General features: G+C 71.6%; 3 protein-coding genes (1 of these 3 running past the window's edge). All 3 read left to right on the top strand.

Going from position 1 to position 21,268, the window contains the following annotated elements; all coding sequences use genetic code 11:
• Tightly spaced (each overlapping or abutting the next), the 3 genes in view from OHS70_RS08865 to OHS70_RS08875 form a layout consistent with a single transcriptional unit that may run on beyond the window.
• On the top strand, positions 1-6,483 hold the full coding sequence (locus OHS70_RS08865; protein ID WP_328395449.1) for an SDR family NAD(P)-dependent oxidoreductase: 6,483 nt from the start codon (positions 1-3) through the stop codon (positions 6,481-6,483).
• Complete coding sequence (locus OHS70_RS08870) at positions 6,480-17,138, top strand: SDR family NAD(P)-dependent oxidoreductase (protein WP_328395451.1); 10,659 nt, start codon at positions 6,480-6,482, stop codon at positions 17,136-17,138. Before OHS70_RS08865 ends, OHS70_RS08870 begins: the two co-directional genes overlap by 4 nt.
• Positions 17,135-21,268: the 5' portion of an SDR family NAD(P)-dependent oxidoreductase gene (locus OHS70_RS08875; protein WP_443062581.1), read on the top strand. It continues 7,488 nt past the right edge of the window; 4,134 of the gene's 11,622 nt are visible here — the first part of the coding sequence; its start codon is at positions 17,135-17,137; its stop codon lies beyond the right edge, outside the window. Before OHS70_RS08870 ends, OHS70_RS08875 begins: the two co-directional genes overlap by 4 nt.

Consider the following 21,268-nt stretch of genomic DNA (forward strand, 5'->3'; position numbering starts at 1 on the left):
ATGAGTGGTGACAGCAACGCCCTCCACCAGACCAAGCTCGTCGAATCGCTGAGGCGGGTCGCAGTCGACCTCAACGAGACCAAGGCCCGGCTGCGCGAGTACGAGGACCGGGCCAACGAGCCGTTGGCCATCGTGGGGATGAGCTGCCGTTATCCGGGTGGCGTGACCTCGCCGGACGAGTTGTGGTCGATGGTGGCGGAGGGGCGCATCGGAACATCGGAGTTCCCTGCCGACCGCGGTTGGGACCTGGAGCGCCTCTACGACCCGGACCCTGACAACCCGGGTACCGCGTACACCCGGGAGGGCGGGTTCGTCGACGCTGCCGGCGACTTCGACGCGGAGTTCTTCGGGCTGAGCCCCCGTGAGGCGATGGCGATGGACCCGCAGCAGCGGCTGCTGCTGGAGGCCGCGTGGGAGGCGTTCGAGAACGCGGGCATCGACCCGACGTCGCTGCGGGGCAGTGACACCGGCGTGTTCTGCGGAGTGATGTACCAGGACTACGGGTTCGTCGCGGGCACCAGCGACCGGCGGGACCAGATCGAGGGCTACCTGACGATCTCCTCAGCGGGCAGCGTCGCGTCCGGCCGCATCTCCTACACGTTCGGGTTCGAGGGCCCGGCCGTGACCGTCGACACCGCCTGTTCGTCCTCACTCGTCGCGATGGACGGGGCGTCGAAGGCCCTGCGGTCGGGCGAGTGCTCGATGGCACTGGTGGGCGGCGTGACCGTGCTCGCTCGGCCGAACGTCTTCGTCGAGTTCAGCCGTCAGCGCGGAATCTCGCCGGACGGACGCTGCAGGGCGTATGCAGCGGCCGCCAACGGCACGGGCTGGGCGGAGGGCGTGGGCCTGATCCTGCTGGAGCGGCTGTCGGACGCGCGCCGCAACGGCCACCAGGTCCTTGGCCTGCTGCGGGGCAGTGCGGTGAACCAGGATGGTGCGAGCAATGGCCTGACGGCGCCGAACGGTCCGTCGCAGGAGCGGGTGATCCGTCAGGCGCTGGCCAACGCCGGTGTGAACGCGGCCGACGTGGACGCGGTCGAGGGCCACGGCACGGGTACGAAGCTGGGCGATCCGATCGAGGCGCAGGCGCTGCTGGCGACCTACGGCCGTGAGCGGAAGAGCGGCCCGCTGTGGCTGGGGTCGATCAAGTCGAACATCGGGCACACCCAGGCCGCGGCAGGTGTGGCCGGTGTGATCAAGATGGTCATGGCGATGCGTCACGGGGTGCTCCCCCGGACCCTGCACGTGGACGAGCCGTCCCCGCACGTGGACTGGTCGGCGGGCGAGGTCGAGCTGCTGACGGAGGCGCGGGAGTGGCCCTCCTCGGAGCGTCCGCGCCGCGCGGGCATCTCGTCGTTCGGTGTGAGCGGCACGAACGCCCACGTGATCCTGGAGGAGGCCCCCGCCGAGGAGCCGGCCGAGGAGCCGGAGCCGGTCGAGCCGTCCCGACCGCTGGGCGCGGTGCCGGTCGTGGTGTCCGCGAAGTCTGCGGTGGCGCTGCGGGAGCAGGCGGACCGCCTGCGCGCCCATCTGATCGCCGAGCCGGATGTGTCGCTCGCAGATGCGGCGTTCTCGTCGGTGACGACGCGGGCGCGGTTGGAGCACCGTGCCGTGGTCGTGGCCACGGACCGGGGGGCGCTGCTGAGCGGTCTGGGGGCTTTGTCGTCGGGTGATCCGGCTGATCATGTGGTCGAGGGTCGTGCGGCCGGCAGTGGCAGTGCGGTGTTCGTGTTCCCGGGCCAGGGAGCGCAGTGGGCCGGGATGGCGGTGGAACTGCTGGACTCTTCGCCGGTGTTCGCCGACCAGATCGCGGCATGTGACCAGGCACTGTCCGCGTTCGTGGACTGGCGCGTGGTCGACGTCCTGCGCGAGATCGACGGTGCGCCGTCGCTCGAGCGGGTGGACGTGGTCCAGCCGGTGCTGTGGGCGGTCATGGTCTCCCTCGCCGGCCTCTGGCGTGCATACGGCGTGGAGCCCTCGGCGGTGGTGGGTCACTCCCAGGGCGAGATCGCCGCCGCTTGTGTTGCCGGTGGCCTGTCACTCGACGACGGCGCCCGCGTCGTGGCACTGCGCAGCCGATTGGTACGTGACCGTCTCGCGGGCCGGGGCGGCATGGTGTCGATCGCCCTGCCGGTCGAGCAGGTCGAGGAACTCCTGGCCCCGTTCGACGGACGCGTCTCCGTCGCCGCCGTGAACGGCCCCGCCTCGGTCGTGATCGCGGGCGAACCCCAGGCCCTGGACGACATCGTGGCCGGCTGCGACCGCGACGGCATCCGCGCCCGCCGCGTCGCAGTGGACTACGCCTCACACTCCGCCCAGGTCCAGGCCATCGAGACGGAGCTGGCACAGGTCCTGGCACCCATCACTCCCCTCTCCGGACGTGTCCCCTTCTACTCCACCGTCCTGGGCGAGTTCATCGACACCGCGTCCCTGGATTCGGGTTACTGGTACGGAAACCTGCGCGGCCGCGTCGGCTTCGAACCCGCCGTACGCGCCCTCGCCGACAACGGCACCGGCTGCTTCCTGGAAATGTCACCCCACCCCGTACTGGCCATGGCCGTCGAGGAAACCCTCAGCGCCCACGACGCGCAGGACCGCGTGTCCGTCGTCGGTTCGCTGCGCCGCGACGAGGGCGGCCTGCGACGCTTCCTCCTGTCGCTGTCACAGGCGCACGTGGCCGGTGTTCACATCGACTGGCCCGCCCTGTTCCAAGGCAGCGCCACCAAACGGGTCGAACTGCCGACCTACGCCTTCCAGCGCGAGCGCTACTGGCTGACCCCGGGCACAGGCTCAGGTGACGTCACCGCAGCCGGCCTGACCAGGGTGGAACACCCGGTCCTGGCGGCGGCCGTGCAGGTGGGCGACCGCGACGAGTGGGTGTTCACCGGCCGGATATCCCAGGAAACCCAGCCCTGGACCCGCGACCACATGGTCTTCGGGGCGGTCATGGTGCCCGGCGCCGCACTGGTGAAGATGGCGATCGCCGCCGGCCGCCAGGTGGACTGCCCCGTCCTCGGCGAACTGGTGCTGGAGGCGCCGCTCGTCCTGGAGGACGACGCCGCGCTCCAGGTCCAGGTCACCGTCGGCCAGGCAGGCGAGGACGGCCGCCGCGAAGTGGCGATCTACACCCGCCCCGAGGGCCTCACCGAAGACGAGCCGCGGGAAGTGACCTGCCACGGGCGCGGCTGGCTGACCGCGGACGCGGAACCGGCCGTGGCCTTCCCGCTCCAGTGGCCGCCCGCCGGCGCCCTTCCCGTCGCCGTCGACACCCTGTACCCGCGGCTGGCCGACATCGGCCTCGACTACGGGCCGCTGTTCCAGGGGGTGCGGGCCGCGTGGCGCGCCGGTGACGAGGTCTACACCGAGGTCGCGCTCCCCGACGACACCGACAGCGCCGGTTTCGGCTGTCACCCGGCCCTTTTCGACGCCGCGCTGCACGGCGGCATGCTCTCCAAAGAGGCCGGATCGTCGGTGGACCTGCCGTTCTCGTGGTCCGGGGTCCGCCTCGGCGAGGCCGGTGCGACCCGGGCCCGGGTGCGGATCGCCCCGGCGGGCGGATCCACGCTGCGGATCGACGTGGTCGACGAGGCCGGGGCGACCGTCCTCGCCGTCGACGCCCTCGGCCTCCGCCCGCTGGAGAGCACGCAGCTCGACCGTGCGCAGGGCACGAAGAACTCGTTGTTCCAGGTGGACTGGGCCGAGGTTGTGGCCGGTTCGTCCGCAGCGGTGCGGGTGGCCGTCCTCGGTGAGGACTACGCGGACCTCGACGCGCTGGAGCAGGCGCTCGCCGACGGCGCCGAGGCGCCGGAGGTGGTCGTCGCCACGGTGGAGACGCCCACGGGCGACGTGCCCCGGGCCGCATGTACGGTCGCGGAGAACGCCTTGGCTCTGGTGCAGCGTTGGCTGGTCAGCGAGTGGCTGGGCGAGGCACGGCTGGTCGTGGCGACCCGCAATGGCATCGCCGTCGGTGACGAGGTGCCCGATGTGGCGCTGGCTCCCGTGTGGGGTCTGGTGCGCAGTGCCCAGTCCGAGCACCCGGGCCGGTTCCTGCTCGTCGACCTCGACGAAAGCGACGCTCCCGCGTGGGGCTCGCTCCTCGACCTGGACGAGCCGCAGCTCGCGGTGCGCGGCGGCCGGCTGCTGGCGCCCCGGCTGGGCCGCGCGGGTGCGTCGCTGCCGGCGGGTGAGGCGTGGCGGCTGGCGGTCGGCCGGGCAGGTTCGCTGGAGGACCTGGCACTCGTCCCGTCCGACGGCGGACGTCCGCTGGGCGTCGGCGAGGTCCGGGTCGACGTCCGGGCAGCGGGTCTCAACTTCCGCGATGTTCTGATCGCGCTGGGGATGTACCCGGGCGAGGCACCGCTCGGCAGCGAGGCCGCCGGTGTGGTGCTGGAGGTCGGCGCCGGGATCACGGACCTGAAGCCGGGCGACCGGGTGTTCGGCCTGATCACGGACGCGTTCGGGCCGGTGGCCGTCGCGGACCGGCGGACGATCGTGCCGATGCCGTCCTGCCTGACGTTCGCGCAGGCGGCGGCGGTGCCGGTGGTCTACCTGACCGCGTACTACGGCCTCGTGGACCTGGCGGGTCTGCGTGCCGGTGAGCGCACGCTGGTGCACGCCGCGGCGGGTGGTGTGGGCATGGCCGCCGTGCAGCTGGCCCACCACCTGGGCGCGGAGGTGTTCGCCACCGCGAGCGCGCACAAGTGGGACGCGGTGCGGGCGCTGGGCGTCCCGGACGGGCGGATCGCCTCCTCGCGCGCCCTCACCTTCCGGGACACGTTCCTGGAAGCGACCGGCGGCGCGGGCGTGGACGTGGTCCTGAACGCCCTCGCGGGCGAGTTCGTCGACGTCACGCTCGACCTGCTGCCTCGTGGCGGCCGGTTCATCGAGATGGGCAAGACCGATATCCGCGACCCCGAGGTCATCGGCGGTGCGCACCCCGGCGTCCGGTACCGCTCGTACGACCTGCTCGAGGCGGGCCCGGCGCGCATCCAGGAGATGCTGGTCGAGATCAGTGCCCTCTTCGAGCAGGGCGTGCTCACGCCCTCGCCGATCCGGGCGTGGGACGTTCGTCAGGGCCAGGAGGCGTTCCGGTTCCTGCGCGAGGGCCGCAACATCGGCAAGGTCGTGCTCACCGTCCCGCAGGCGCTGGACCCGGACGGCACGGTGCTGATCACCGGCGGTACGGGCGGTCTGGGCGCACTCTTCGCCAAGCACCTGGCGGAACGCCACGGGGTGAAGCACCTGCTCCTGGTGAGCCGTCGTGGTGCGGCGGCCGAGGGTGTCGCGGAGCTCGTCGCCGAGCTGGAGGCGCTCGGCGCCACGGCGCGCGTCGAGGCCTGCGACGTGTCCGACCGGAAGCAACTGGCCGGACTCCTGGCCTCGTCGGCACACCCGCTCACGGCCGTCGTGCACGCCGCCGGGCTGCTGGACGACGGCGTGATCGAAGCGATGACGCCGGAGCAGATCGAACGCGTGATGGGTCCGAAGATCGATGCGGCATGGAACCTGCATGAGCTCACCGCGGACATGGACCTGTCGGCGTTCGTGCTGTTCTCCTCCGCCGCGGCGCAGATGGGCAACCCGGGACAGGCGAACTACGCCGCAGCGAACGCGTCCCTGGACGCGCTCGCGCACCTGCGCCGCGCCGAGGGCCTGCCGGCGACCTCGCTGGCCTGGGGCCTGTGGGCCGACGCCACCGGCATGACCGGACAACTGGACGAGGCCGACCTCGCACGCATGCAGCGGACCGGTGTCGGCGCGCTCCCCGCCGAACTCGGGCTGGAGCTCTTCGACAACTCGATCGGCTCCGACTCGGCGCTGCTGGTGCCAGTGCGGCTGGACCTGGCCGCGCTGCGCGTCCAGGCACGGGACGGGATGCTGCCCGCGCTGCTGCGCGGCCTGGTCCGCGCGCCCGCCCGGCGCGCCGAGTCGGCGGGCGGTTCGCTCACCCAGCGGCTCGCCGGCCTCTCGGAGGCCGACCGGGAGCAGGCGGTGCTGGAGCTGGTGCAGGCACAGGTCGCGGCGGTCCGCGGCAACGCGTCCGGCGCCGAGGTCCCCCCGGACCGGGCGTTCAAGGAGCTCGGCTTCGACTCGCTCGCCGCGGTCGAACTGCGCAACCGGCTCACCCGGATCACCGGCCTGCGGCTGCCAGCCACCCTCGTGTTCGACCACCCGACCCCCGCCCAGGTCGCCCAGATCCTCCTCAAGGAGGCAGGCGGCGGCGCCGTCGAGGAAGCCGGGTCGCCGTTCGACGAGGAGCTGAAGCGACTCGAGGCGCTGCTGATCACGGTCGCGAGCGACGAGCGCGTGCTCGCCGACATCGAGCCGCGCCTGCGCTACCTGAGCAACAGGATGCGCGCCGTACTCAGCGGACACGACGACAGCCGGACCGACGACACCGATACGGGGACGGACGACGAGCTCGACGTGGCGTCCGACGACGAGATATTCGATCTGATCGACAAGGAGCTCGGGGCCGCATGACCACGGGGAACACGGACGAGCAGAAGCTGCGCACCTACCTGCGAAAGGTCACGGTCGAGCTGCGTACGGCCAACCGCCGCCTGCGCGAACTGGAACAGGGCGACGTCGAGCCGTTGGCGATCGTCGGCATGAGCTGCCGCTACCCGGGCGGGGTCATCTCGCCCGAGGGGCTGTGGGAGCTGGTGGCATCGGGCCGGGACGCGATGTCCGCCCTGCCCACCGACCGTGGCTGGGACCTGGAGCGTCTCTACGACCCGGACCCGGACCGACTCGGCACGCTGTCCACGACCGCGGGCGGATTCGTCGACGGCGTCGGCGACTTCGACGCGGAGTTCTTCGGGATCAGCCCGCGCGAGGCCACCGCGATGGACCCGGCCCAGCGGCTTGTGCTGGAGGGAGCGTGGGAGGCGTTCGAGGACGCGGGCATCGACCCGACCTCGCTGCGCGGCACCGACACCGGCGTCTTCTGCGGCGCGGTCACCTCGGACTACGGCGGCTCGATGCTGCCGGAACTCGAGGGATTCCGCCTGACCGGAACGCAGGGCAGCATCGTCTCCGGCCGCATCGCCTACAGCCTCGGCCTGGAGGGACCGGCCGTCACGCTGGACACGGCGTGCTCGTCGTCGCTGGTGGCGCTGCACACTGCGGCGCAGGCCCTGCGCTCGGGCGAGTGCTCGCTGGCGCTGGTCGGCGGTGTCACCGTGCTCGCCGGGCCGTTCCTGTTCGTCGAGTTCAGCCGTCAGCGCGGTCTCGCGCCCGACGGACGCTGCAAGGCGTACTCCGCGTCCGCCGACGGCACCGGGTTCTCCGACGGTCTCGGCCTGCTGGTCGTGGAGCGGCTGTCGGACGCCCGCCGCAAGGGCCACCGTGTGCTTGCCGTGCTGCGGGGCAGCGCGGTGAACCAGGACGGTGCGAGCAACGGTCTGACGGCGCCGAACGGTCCGTCGCAGGAGCGGGTGATCCGTCAGGCGCTCGCCAACGCCGGCCTGTCCGCCGCAGAAGTGGACGTGGTCGAGGGTCATGGCACGGGTACGAAGCTGGGCGACCCCATCGAGGCCCAGGCGCTGCTGGCGACCTACGGCCAGGAGCGCGCCGGGGACCCGCTGCTGCTGGGCTCGATCAAGTCGAACATCGGACACACGTCGGCTGCCGCGGGTGTGGCCGGTGTGATCAAGATGGTCATGGCGATGCGGAACGGGGTGCTGCCCCGGACGCTGCATGTGGACGAGCCGTCGCCGCATGTGGACTGGTCGGCGGGTGCGGTGGAGCTGCTGACGGAGGCGCGGGAGTGGCCCTCCTCGGAGCGTCCGCGCCGCGCGGCCGTGTCGTCGTTCGGGATCAGTGGGACGAACGCGCACGTGATTCTGGAGGAGGCCCCCGCCGAGGAGCCGGCCGAGCAGTCGGATGAGCCGTCCCGGCCGCTGGGTGCGGTGCCGGTGGTCGTCTCGGCGAAGTCCGCGTCCGGGCTGCGGGAGCAGGCGGGGCGTCTGCGGGCACACCTTCTGGCGGAGCCGGAGGTGTCGGTCGCGGACACGGCGTTCTCCTCGATGACCACGCGGGCCCAGTTGGAGCACCGGGGTGCGGTGGTTGCGGCTGACCGTGACGAGCTGCTGGCCGGTCTCGGTGCGCTGGCTGCCGGTGAGCCCGGGGCTGGTGTGGTCGAGGGTTGTCCGGTGGGGGGCAGGACGGCGTTCCTGTTCACGGGTCAGGGTTCGCAGCGGGCTCGTATGGGTGTGGAGCTGGCCGGGGAGTTCCCGGTGTTTGCCGCCGCTCTGGACGAGGTGTGTGCCGGGCTGGATCCGCTGCTGGGCCGGTCGCTGCGCGACCTGCTGGAGGCGGAGTCCGGTTCGGATGAGGCTGGGTTGCTGGATGCGACCCAGTACACGCAGGCCGCGTTGTTCGCCGTCGAGGTGGCACTGTTCCGCCTGGTCGAGTCACTGGGCATGCGTGCGGACTACCTGATCGGGCACTCGGTCGGAGAGATCGCGGCCGCCCACGTGGCGGGTGTGATGTCGCTCGCGGACGCGTGTGCCCTGGTGGCGGCGCGTGGCCGGCTGATGGGTGCCCTGCCCGAAGGCGGCGCCATGGTCGCCGTACAGGCCGACGAGACCGAAGTCGCCCAGTCGCTCACGGGCTTTGTGGGCCGGCTGGAGATCGCCGCGGTCAACGGACCGCGCGCGGTCGTCGTCTCCGGCGACGCCGACGCGGTGGACGAATGGCTCCCCGCCTGGCACGGACGCAAGACCACACGGCTGCGGGTCAGCCACGCCTTCCACTCACCGCGCATGGAACCCATGCTGGCCGACTTCGAACAGATCGCCCAAGGCCTGTCGTACTCCAGCCCCCGCATCGCCGTCGTATCGAACGTGACCGGCGCTCCGGTCTCCGACGAGCTCACAGACCCCTCGTACTGGGTACGGCATGTGCGCCAGGCAGTCCGGTTCGCCGACGGCGTGACGTCGTTGTGGAAGCTGGGTGTTCGCCGCTTCCTCGAACTCGGCCCCGACGGCGTACTCACCGCGATGGCACGCCAGACCCTGGAGGAGCTGGACAAGACCGCTGACGCGGTCCTCGTGCCCGCGCTGCGGGCCAAGCAGGCGGAGGCGACCACGTTCGCCGCCTTCCTGGGACAGGCCCACCTCGCCGGCGTCGACGTGAACTGGTCCGCGTACTTCGCGGGTACTGGTGCGCAGCAGGTCAAGCTTCCGACGTATGCGTTCCAGCGCGAGCGCTACTGGCTGGCCCCGAGCACCGGCAACGGTGACGCGGCGGCAGCCGGGCAGAGCCGGATCGGGCACCCGATCCTGTCGGCCGCGGTCCAGGTCGGCGACCGTGACGAATGGGTCCTGACCGGACGACTGTCCACCGACACCCAACCGTGGGCCGCCGAGCACCTGCTCCTGGGAACCATCGTGGTGCCGGGCACGGGCCTGGTGGAGCTGGCGCTCGCCGCCGGTCGCCAGGTCGGCGCTCCCGTGGTCGACGAACTGGTGCTGGAGGCGCCGCTGGTCCTGGAGGACGACGTCGCGCTCCAGGTGCAGGTCACCGTGGGCGCGGCCGCCGAGGACGGCCGACGCGACATCGCCCTCTACACCCGTCCCGAGAACGGCGAGGACGACGAGCGGGACGCGACCTGTCACGCCCGCGGCCTGCTCGCCCCCGAGGCCGAACCCCTCGCGGACTGGCCCACCGAATGGCCACCCGCGGACGCCGAACAGCTTCCCGTGGACGCTCTCTACGCAGGCCTGGCCGACCTCGGCTACGACTACGGCCCTGCGTTCCAGGGCGTGCGCGCGGCCTGGCGCGACGGCGACCGGACCTACGCCGAGGTGGAACTGCCCGGTGACTCGGGCGGTGAAGGCTTCGGTATCCACCCGGCCCTCTTCGACGCTGCACTCCAGAGCGGCGTCATCATGCTGACCGACCGGGACGGCAGCGGGCATCGCATGCCCTTCAGCTGGACCGGCGTCCGACTGGAGCAAGAGGGCGTCACGCGGCTGCGCGTGCGCGCCGTCGCGACCGGCGACTCCTCGGTGCGCCTCGACGCGGTCGACGACTCCGGCGCCGCAGTCGTGTCGGTGCGGTCCATCGTCGTACGCCCGGTCGAGCAGGCCCGGCTGGACGACGCACAGCGCGGACAGCGGACCCCGCTCTATCAGGTGGACTGGACCGCCGTCCCGGCCGACGATGTCACCCGGCCGGCGCGGGTCGCGCTCCTGGGTGACGAGTTCGCCGATCTGAACGCGCTGGAGCAGGCGCTGGCCGAGGGCGCGCAGGCGCCGGAGGTGGTCGTCGCCGCGTTCGAGACCCCGGCGGGTGACCCCGCGCAGGCCGCACGCGAACTCACAGCCGACGCTTTGGCGTTGGTGCAGCGGTGGCTGGCGAGCGAGTGGCTGGGCGAGGCCCGGCTGGTCGTGGCCACCCTGGGCGCCGTCGCTGTCGACGGCGGGACGCCGGATGTGGCGCAGGCCGCGGTGTGGGGTCTGGTGCACAGCGCGCAGGCCGAGCACCCGAACCGGTTCGTGCTCGTGGACCTCGACGAAGGCGATCAGCCGGAGTGGGGCACTGTCCTCGGCGCCGATGAGCCGCAGCTCGCGGTACGAGGCGGCCGGCTGTTGGCTCCGCGCCTGGCGCGGGTGTCGGCGGTGACGCGGGCGATGCCCGCGCTGGACGGCACAGTGCTGATCACCGGTGGTACCAGTGGTCTGGGCGAGCTCTTCGCGAAGCACCTGGCTGAACGCCACGAGGTGAAGCACCTGCTGCTGGTGAGCCGTCGCGGCGCCGCCGCCGATGGTGTGGCGGAGCTGGTGGCGGAGCTCGAGTCCGCCGGCGCAACGGCACGCGTCGAGGCGTGTGACGTGTCGGACCGGGAACAACTGGCAACACTGATAGGTACGTTGGAGCAGCCGCTGGCGGCGGTCGTGCATGCGGCGGGTGTCCTGGACGACGGTGTGATCGAGGGGATGACGCCGGAGCAGGTCGAGCGGGTCATGCGTCCGAAGGTGGACGCGGCGTGGCATCTGCACGAGCTCACCAGGGACATGGACCTGAAGGCGTTCGTGCTGTTCTCGTCCGTCGCGGCGCTGATCGGCAGCCCGGGTCAGGGCAACTACTCGGCTGCGAACGCGGCGTTGGACGCCCTCGCGCACCTGCGTCGCGCCGAGGGCCTGTCGGCGACGTCGCTGGCCTGGGGCCTGTGGGCGGAAGCCGGCGGCATGTCCGGCGAGCTGGCCGAGGCCGACCTCGCCCGGCTGGACCGGACCGGTATCGCTGCGCTCTCGACGGAGCTCGGGCTCGGGCTGTTCGACCAGGCGCTCGCTGTGGACTCGGCGCTGCTGGCGCCGGTGCGGCTCGACCTGGGCGCGCTGCGGGTGCAGGCGCGGGCCGGGATGCTGCCCGCCGTGTACCGCGGGCTGGTCCGGATGCCTGCTCGTGGGGCAGGCGCGGGCGGTTCGCTGGCGCAGCGGCTGGCGGGTGTGGCCGAGGCCGACCGCGAGCGGGTGGTGTTGGAACTGGTGCAGGCGCAGGTCGCGTCGGTGCTGGGTCACGCCTCTGCCGGGGCGGTCGACCCGGCGAAGGCGTTCAAGGAGCTCGGTTTCGACTCGCTCAGCGCGGTCGAGCTCCGCAACCGGCTCACCCAGGCCGGCGGGGTACGGCTGCCGGCGACCCTCGTGTTCGACCACCCGACGCCGGTCGCGGTCGCACGGCTGCTCCTCTCCGAGGTCGGCGGAGTCGCGGACGAGCCGCGCGCCGTGGCCCGGACGCGACGCGCATCCGTGGACGAGCCGTTGGCGATCGTCGGCATGAGCTGCCGCTACCCGGGTGGGGTGACCTCGCCGGACGAGCTGTGGGAGCTGATCGCTTCCCGGCGGGACGCGATATCGGGCCTGCCCACCGACCGTGGCTGGGACCTGGAGCGCCTCTACGACCCCGACCCGGACCAGCCCGGCAAGGTGTCCACGCGTGGCGGCGGCTTCGTGGAGCGGCCGGGCGAGTTCGACGCGGAGTTCTTCGGGATCAGCCCGCGTGAGGCCATGGCGATGGACCCGCAGCAGCGGCTGATCCTGGAGGCCGCGTGGGAGGCGTTCGAGAACGCGGGCATCGACCCGACCTCGCTGCGCGGCACCGACACCGGCGTCTTCTGCGGCGCGGTCACCTCGGACTACGGCGGCGCCACGACCTCGGAGCTGGAGGGCTATCGCCTGACCGGCACCACCACGAGCGTGCTCTCCGGTCGCGTCTCCTACACGCTCGGCCTGGAGGGACCGTCCGTGACGGTCGACACGGCCTGCTCGTCGTCGGCCGTGGCGCTGCACCTGGCCGCACAGGCCGTACGGTCGGGCGAGTGCTCGATGGCCCTGGCGGGCGGCGTGACCCTGATGGCCGGCCCGTACCTGCTGACGGAGTTCAGCCGACAGCGGGCGCTGTCGCCGGACGGGCGTTGCAAGGCGTACGCGGGCGCGGCGGACGGCACCGGGTTCTCCGACGGTCTCGGCCTGCTGGTCGTGGAGCGGTTGTCGGACGCGCGCCGCAAGGGCCACAACGTGCTCGCGGTGCTGCGGGGCAGCGCGGTGAATCAGGACGGTGCGAGCAACGGTCTGACCGCGCCGAACGGCCCCTCGCAGGAGCGGGTCATCCGTCAGGCGCTGGCCAACGCCGGACTGCAGCCTTCCGAGATCGACGCGGTCGAGGGTCATGGCACGGGTACGAAGCTGGGTGACCCGATCGAGGCGCAGGCGCTGCTGGCGACCTACGGCCGTGAGCGGAGGAGCGGCCCGCTGCTGCTCGGCTCGGTCAAGTCGAACATCGGTCACAGCTCCGCAGCGGCGGGTGTGGCCGGTGTGATCAAGATGGTCATGGCGATGCGGCACGGAGTGCTGCCGGCCACGCTGCACGTGGACGAGCCGTCCCCGCATGTGGACTGGTCGGCGGGCGAGGTCGAGCTGCTGACGGAGGCGCGGGAGTGGCCCTCCTCGGAGCGTCCGCGGCGTGTCGGTGTGTCGTCGTTCGGTGTGAGCGGCACCAACGCCCACGTGATTCTCGAAGAAGCCCCGACGGAGGAATCGGAGCCGGTCGAGGGCCGCGAGTTGCCGGTGGTGCCGGTCGTGGTGTCCGCGAAGTCTGCGGTGGCGCTGCGGGAGCAGGCGGACCGCCTGCGCGCCCATCTCATCGCCGAGCCGGATGTGTCGCTCGCAGATGCGGCGTTCTCGTCGGTGACGACGCGGGCGCGGTTGGAGCACCGGGGTGCGGTGGTTGCGGCTGACCGTGACGAGCTGCTGGCCGGTCTCGGTGCGCTGGCTGCCGGTGATCCGGCTGATCATGTGGTCGAGGGTCGTGCGGCCGGCAGTGGCAGTGCGGTGTTCGTGTTCCCGGGCCAGGGAGCGCAGTGGGCCGGGATGGCGGTGGAACTGCTGGACTCTTCGCCGGTGTTCGCCGACCAGATCGCGGCATGTGACCAGGCACTGTCCGCATTCGTGGACTGGCGCGTGGTCGACGTCCTGCGCGAGGTCGACGGTGCGCCGTCGCTCGAGCGGGTGGACGTGGTCCAGCCGGTGCTGTGGGCGGTCATGGTCTCCCTCGCCGGCCTCTGGCGTGCATACGGCGTGGAGCCCTCGGCGGTGGTGGGTCACTCCCAGGGCGAGATCGCCGCCGCTTGTGTTGCCGGTGGCCTGTCACTCGACGACGGCGCCCGCGTCGTGGCACTGCGCAGCCGATTGGTACGTGAACGTCTCGCGGGCCGGGGCGGCATGGTGTCGATCGCCCTGCCGGTCGAGCAGGTCGAGGAACTCCTGGCCCCGTTCGACGGACGCGTCTCCGTCGCCGCCGTGAACGGCCCCGCCTCGGTCGTGATCGCGGGCGAACCCCAGGCCCTGGACGACATCGTGGCCGGCTGCGACCGCGACGGCATCCGCGCCCGCCGCGTCGCAGTGGACTACGCCTCACACTCCGCCCAGGTCCAGGCCATCGAGACGGAGCTGGCACAGGTCCTGGCACCCATCACTCCCCTCTCCGGACGTGTCCCCTTCTACTCCACCGTCCTGGGCGAGTTCATCGACACCAAGACGCTCGACGCCACGTACTGGTACGGAAACCTGCGCGGCCGCGTCGGCTTCGAACCCGCCGTACGCGCCCTCGCCGACAACGGCACCGGCTGCTTCCTGGAAATGTCACCCCACCCCGTACTGGCCATGGCCGTCGAGGGGACTCTGGCCGCGCATGGTGTGCAGGACCGTGTAGGTGTGGTGGGTTCGCTGCGCCGTGACGAGGGTGGTCTGCGGCGGTTCCTGCTGTCGCTTTCGGAAGCTCATGCTGCGGGTGTTCACGTCGACTGGACCGCCTTCTTCGAAGGCAGTGGTGCGCAGCGGGTCAGCCTTCCGACATATGCGTTCCAGCGCGAGCACTACTGGCTGACCCCGGGCACAGGGGCCGGCGACGCAGCGGCGGCTGGTCAGAGTCGGATGGAGCACCCGGTCCTGGCGGCGGCGGTGCAGGTGGGCGACCGCGACGAGTGGGTGTTCACCGGCCGGATCTCGCAGGACACCCAGCCCTGGACCCGCGACCACATGGTCTTCGGGATGGTCCTGGTGCCCGGCGCCGCACTGGTGGAGATGGCGTTGACCGCCGGCCGCCAGGTGGGCTGCCCCGTCCTCGGCGAACTGGTGCTGGAGGCGCCGTTGCTCCTGGAGGACGACGTCGCGCTCCAGGTCCAGGTCACCGTCGGCCAGGCAGGCGAGGACGGCCGCCGCGAGGTCGCTGTCTACACCCGCCCGGAGACCGGTGAGGACGAGCAGGCGGAGACCACTTGCCACGGGCGCGGCTGGCTGACCGCGGACGCGGAACCGGCCGGGGCCTTCCCGCTCCAGTGGCCGCCCGCCGGCGCCGAACCCATCGCCGTCGACACCCTCTACTCCCGTGTGAACGACCACGCGCGCCTGACCGACATCGGCTTCGACTACGGCCCCGCATTCCGGGCCGTGCGAGCGGCATGGCGAGTCGGTGACGACGTCTACACCGAACTCGAACTGCCCGAGGTCGCGGGTTCCGCCCAGGGATTCGGGGTCCACCCGGCCCTGCTTGACTCCGCCCTGCACGGCGGGCTCGGCATGCTCGACCGTGGCGGTGACAACCCGGGCGGTCTGCCGTTCTCCTGGTCGGGCGTGCGGCTGGACCGCATCGGACAGACCCGCCTGCGGGTACGCGTCGGCCTGGCGGGTGAGGCCGCGCTGCGGCTCGACATCGCGGCCGATGACGGCACGATGATCGCCGGCGTGGGGCGTCTTGACGTCCGTCCGGTCGAGCAGGCACAGCTCGAAGCCGCGCGACGGGGCGGGCAGCGGTCGCTGTACCAGCTCGATTGGGTGGCGGTCCCGGCAACCCCGTCGTCGTCGGCTCGGGTCGCGGTGCTCGGCGACGTCGATGCGCCGGGAGAGCGTTTCGCGGACCTGGACGCGCTGGAGAAGGCGCTCGCCGACGGCGCGGAGGCGCCGGAGGTGATCGTCGCCACGATGGAGCCGCCCACGGGCGACGCGCACCAGGCGGCACGTACGGCTGCGACGGATGCGCTGGCCCTGGTGCAGCGTTGGCTGGCCGGCGATTCACTGAAGGAGGCTCGCCTCGCACTGGTGACCCGTAAGGCGGTCGCCGTAGGTGCCGAGACGGTGAACGTGGCGCTGGCTCCGGTGTGGGGTCTGGTGCGCAGTGCCCAGTCGGAACATCCGGGCCGGTTCGTGCTCGTGGACGTCGACGGTGAGCAGCCGGACTGGGCCAAGGTGCTCGGCTCCGACGAGCCGCAGCTCGCCGTGCGGGCCGGCCGGCTGCTGGCGCCGCGGCTGGGCCGCGCGGGTGCGGCGGCCGAGGGTACGGTGCTGGATCCGTCCGGGACGGTGCTGATCACTGGTGGTACCAGTGGTCTGGGTGCGCTGTTCGCCAGGCATCTGGCGGAGCGTCACGGTATTACGCAGCTGTTGCTGGTGAGTCGTCGTGGTGCGGCGGCCGAGGGTGTCGCGGAGCTCGTCGCCGAACTGGACGGGCTCGGCGCCACGGCACGCGTCGAGGCGTGTGACGTATCGGACCGGGAACAACTGGCCCGTCTGCTCGGTACGTTGGAGCAGCCGCTGTCGGCGGTCGTGCATGCGGCGGGTGTCCTGGACGACGGTGTCATCGACGCGATGACACCTGAGCAGATCGAGCGCGTCATGCGCCCGAAGGTCGACGCGGCGTGGCACCTGCACGAACTCACCGCGGACATGGACCTGTCGGCGTTCGTCCTCTTCTCCTCGGTCGCGGCCCTGATCGGCAGCCCGGGGCAGGCCAACTACGCCGCAGCCAACGCCTCTTTGGACGCACTCGCCGCGAAGCGCCGCGCCGAAGGTCTGCCCGCGACCTCGCTGGCCTGGGGCCTCTGGTCCGACGCCGGCGGCATGACCGGACAGCTCGGCGAAGACGAGATCGCGCGGCTTGAGCAGATGGGCACCATCGCTCTGTCGGCCGAGGTGGGACTTGACCTGTTCGACCAGAGCCTCACGGCCGACGCAGCCCTAGTGGCGCCGGTGCGGCTCGACCTGGCCGCACTGCGGGTCCAGGCACGGGACGGGATGCTGCCCGCGCTGCTGCGCGGCCTGGTCCGGATGCCGGAGCGATCGGTCGAACCCTCGGGGGGCTCGCTGGCGCAGCGGCTCGCCGATGTGGCGGAGGCCGACCGGGAGCAGGTCGTACTCGACGTCGTACGGGCACAGGCGGCGGCGGTCATCGGCTACGCATCTGGAGCGGCGATCGACCCGGACCGTGCGTTCCAGGAGCTCGGCTTCGACTCGCTGGGCGCGGTCGGACTCCGTAACCGTCTGACGCAGGCTGCCGGCGTACGGCTACCCGCGACGCTGGTCTTCGACCACCCGACATCGAGGGCGGTCGCCCACCTGCTCCTCTCCGAGATCGGCGGCGTCGCCGCGGAACCGCCGATCGACGTGGAACTGAAGAAGCTCGAGGACATGCTCGCCGGGGTCGAGGACTCCGAGAAGCAGCGCGTGGCGGGTCGCCTTCGCGCCCTGCTGGCCGACATCTCCGACAGCGGACAGAACACCAGCGGGCAGATCGAGGCCGCCGCAACCGCGGACGAGGTCTTCAAGCTGATCGACGCCGAGTTCGGCGAGGCATGACAAGGACTATGGACATGAGCGCTGGCAGCACCGAATCCGAGCAAGAGAAGCTTCTCCGGTACCTCAAGCGGACGGCCGTCGACCTCAACGAAGCCAAGGCCCGGCTGCGCGAGTACGAGGATCGGGCCAACGAGCCGTTGGCGATCGTCGGTATGAGCTGCCGTTACCCGGGCGGGGTGACCTCGCCCGAGGAACTGTGGGAACTGGTGGCCTCCGGTCGCGACGGCATGTCGCCGATGCCGTCCGACCGCGGTTGGGACCTGGAGCGCCTCTACGACCCGGACCCCGACCAGCCTGGCACTTCCTACTCGCGCGTGGGTGGCTTCATAGACGGAGTCAGCGACTTCGACGCGGAGTTCTTCGGAATCAGTCCGCGTGAGGCGCTGTCCATGGACCCGCAGCAGCGACTGCTGCTGGAGGCCGCGTGGGAGGCGTTCGAGAACGCGGGCATCGACCCGACCTCGCTGCGCGGCAGCGACACGGGTGTCTTCTGCGGTGTCGGCGCGTCGGACTACGCCGTCGGCCCGGCGGGCAGCCTGCCCCAGGTCGAGGGGCTCCGCCTGACCGGGTCCACGACGAGCGTGGTGTCCGGTCGCGTCTCCTACATCCTGGGCCTGGAGGGGCCGTCGGTGTCGGTGGACACGGCGTGCTCGTCGTCGCTGGTCGCGCTGCACATGGCGGCACAGTCCCTGCGCTCGGGCGAGTGCTCGATGGCACTCGTCGGCGGCGTCACCGTGCTGTCCGGCCCGTTCCTGTTCGTGGAGTTCAGCCGTCAGCGGGCGCTGTCGCCGGACGGGCGTTGCAAGGCGTACGCGGGCGCGGCGGACGGGACCGGCTTCTCGGACGGTCTGGGCCTCGTGGTGGTGGAGCGGCTCTCCGACGCGCGCCGCAAGGGCCACAACGTGCTCGCGGTGCTGCGCGGCAGCGCGATCAATCAGGACGGTGCGAGCAACGGCCTGACCGCGCCGAACGGCCCCTCGCAGGAGCGGGTCATCCGTCAGGCGCTGGCCAACGCCGGCCTGCAGCCTTCCGAGATCGACGCGGTCGAGGGTCATGGCACGGGCACCAAGCTGGGCGACCCGATCGAGGCCCAGGCACTGCTGGCGACCTACGGCCGTGAGCGGACCGCCGATCCACTGTGGCTGGGATCGATCAAGTCCAACATCGGACACAGCTCCACGGCCGCGGGTGTCGCCGGCGTCATCAAGATGGTCATGGCGATGCAGCACGGAGTGCTCCCCCGGACCCTGCACGTGGACGAGCCCTCCCCACACGTGGACTGGGAGTCCGGAGCGGTCGAACTGCTGACGGAGGCGCGGGAGTGGCCTGAGTCGGACCGCCCCCGCCGCGCAGGCATCTCGTCGTTCGGTGTGAGCGGCACCAACGCCCACGTGATTCTCGAAGAAGCCCCGACGGAGGAATCGGAGCCGGTCGAGGGCCGCGAGTTGCCGGTGGTGCCGGTCGTGGTGTCCGCGAAGTCTGCGGTGGCGCTGCGGGAGCAGGCGGACCGCCTGCGCGCCCATCTCATCGCCGAGCCGGAGGTGTCACTCGCGGACACGGCGTTCTCCTCGATGACCACGCGGGCCCAGTTGGAGCACCGGGGTGCGGTGGTTGCGGCTGACCGTGACGAGCTGCTGGCCGGTCTCGGTGCGCTGGCTGCCGGTGATCCGGCTGATCATGTGGTCGAGGGTCGTGCGGCCGGCAGTGGCAGTGCGGTGTTCGTGTTCCCGGGCCAGGGAGCGCAGTGGGCCGGGATGGCGGTGGAACTGCTGGACTCTTCGCCGGTGTTCGCCGACCAGATCGCGGCATGTGACCAGGCACTGTCCGCGTTCGTGGACTGGCGCGTGGTCGACGTCCTGCGCGAGATCGACGGAGCGCCGTCGCTCGAGCGGGTGGACGTGGTCCAGCCGGTGCTGTGGGCGGTCATGGTCTCCCTCGCCGGCCTCTGGCGTGCATACGGCGTGGAGCCCTCGGCGGTGGTGGGTCACTCCCAGGGCGAGATCGCCGCCGCTTGTGTTGCGGGTGGTCTGTCACTCGACGACGGCGCCCGCGTCGTGGCACTGCGCAGCCGATTGGTACGTGAACGTCTCGCGGGCCGGGGCGGCATGGTGTCGATCGCCCTGCCGGTCGAGCAGGTCGAGGAACTCCTGGCCCCGTTCGACGGACGCGTCTCCGTCGCCGCCGTGAACGGCCCCGCCTCGGTCGTGATCGCGGGCGAACCCCAGGCCCTGGACGACATCGTGGCCGGCTGCGACCGCGACGGCATCCGCGCCCGCCGCGTCGCAGTGGACTACGCCTCACACTCCGCCCAGGTCCAGGCCATCGAGACGGAGCTGGCACAGGTCCTGGCACCCATCACTCCGGTATCGGGACGTGTCCCCTTCTACTCCACCGTCCTGGGCGAGTTCATCGACACCAAGACGCTCGACGCCACGTACTGGTACGGAAACCTGCGCGGCCGCGTCGGCTTCGAACCCGCCGTACGCGCCCTCGCCGACAACGGCACCGGCTGCTTCCTGGAAATGTCACCCCACCCCGTACTGGCCATGGCCGTCGAGGAAACCCTCAGCGCCCACGACGCGCAGGACCGCGTGTCCGTCGTCGGTTCGCTGCGCCGCGACGAGGGCGGCCTGCGACGCTTCCTCCTGTCGCTGTCACAGGCGCACGTGGCCGGTGTTCACATCGGCTGGACCGCCCTGTTCCAAGGCAGCGCCACCAAACGGGTCGAACTGCCGACCTACGCCTTCCAGCGCGAGCGCTACTGGCTGACCCCGGGCACAGGCTCAGGTGACGTCACCGCAGCCGGCCTGACCAGGGTGGAACACCCGGTCCTGGGTGCTGCGCTTCGGGTCGGTGACCGGGATGAGTGGGTGTTTGCCGGTCGGATATCCCAGGAAACCCAGCCCTGGACCCGCGACCACATGGTGCTGGGCACTGTGATCGTGCCGGGCATTGCGGTGGTGGAGATGGCGATCGCCGCCGGCCGCCTGGCGGGTTGCGCGGTGGCGGACGAGTTGGTGCTGGAGGCGCCGCTCGTCCTGGAGGACGACGCCGCGCTCCAGGTCCAGGTCACCGTCGGCCAGGCAGGCGAGGACGGCCGCCGCGAAGTGGCGATCTACACCCGCCCCGAGGGCCTCACCGAAGACGAGCCGCGGGAAGTGACCTGCCACGGGCGCGGCTGGCTCGCCCCCGAGACCGAGCCCGCCGAGTGGCGTGAGGTGTGGCCGCCGGAGGGTGCCGAGACCGCGTCGGTGGACGCTCTCTACGCGGGCATGGCGGACCTCGGCTACGACTACGGACCGATGTTTGCGTGCGTCCGCGCCGCGTGGCGCCGGGGCGCGGAGGTCTTCGCCGAGATTGCGCTGCCCGACGGGGCCGACAACGGCGGGTTCGACGTGCACCCTGGACTGCTCGACGCCGCCATGCACGGTGGTCTGCTGGGGAAGAAGTCGGACGACGGGGTCGTCCTGCCGTTCTCCTGGTCCGGGGTCCGCCTCGGCGAGGGCGGCCCGACCCGGGCCCGGGTGCGGATCGCCCCGGCGGGCGACTCCGCACTCCGTGTCGATGTGGTCGGCGAGCTGGGCGAGCCCGTGCTGCACGTGGACAAGCTCTTCTTCCGTCCGGTGGATGCCTCGCAGCTCGAGCGTGCGCAGGGCACGAAGAACTCGTTGTTCCAGGTGGACTGGGCCGAGGTTGTGGCCGGTTCGTCCGCAGCGGTGCGGGTGGCCGTCCTCGGTGAGGACTACGCGGACCTCGACGCGCTGGAGCAGGCGCTCGCCGACGGCGCCGAGGCCCCGCAGGCCGTCGTCACCACCGTCGAGTCCCCGGCCGGTGCCACTGACGTGGCCGAGGCGGCGTCAGCAGTGGCGGTGAACGCCATGGCCCTGGTGCAGCGTTGGCTGGCGAGCAAGTGGCTGGGTGAGACGCGGCTGGTCCTGGCGACCCGTAACGGCATAGGCGTTGGTGACGAGGTGCCGGATGTGGCACTGGCTCCCGTATGGGGCCTGGTGCGCAGTGCCCAGTCGGAACACCCTGGCCGGTTCCTGCTGATCGACTTGGACAGCGACGAGACTCCGGAGTGGGGTTCGTTCCTCGACCTGGACGAGCCGCAGCTGACGGTGCGTGGTGGC

The sequence above is a fragment of the Streptomyces sp. NBC_00390 genome (assembly GCF_036057275.1).
Classification (GTDB): Bacteria; Actinomycetota; Actinomycetes; order Streptomycetales; family Streptomycetaceae; genus Streptomyces.

Bases quoted from the DNA above. Each gene is read 5' to 3' on its own strand.
- OHS70_RS08865 (WP_328395449.1), top strand. From the start codon at position 1: ATGAGTGGTGACAGCAACGCCCTCCACCAGACCAAGCTCGTCGAATCG.
- OHS70_RS08870 (WP_328395451.1), top strand. From the start codon at position 6,480: ATGACCACGGGGAACACGGACGAGCAGAAGCTGCGCACCTACCTGCGA.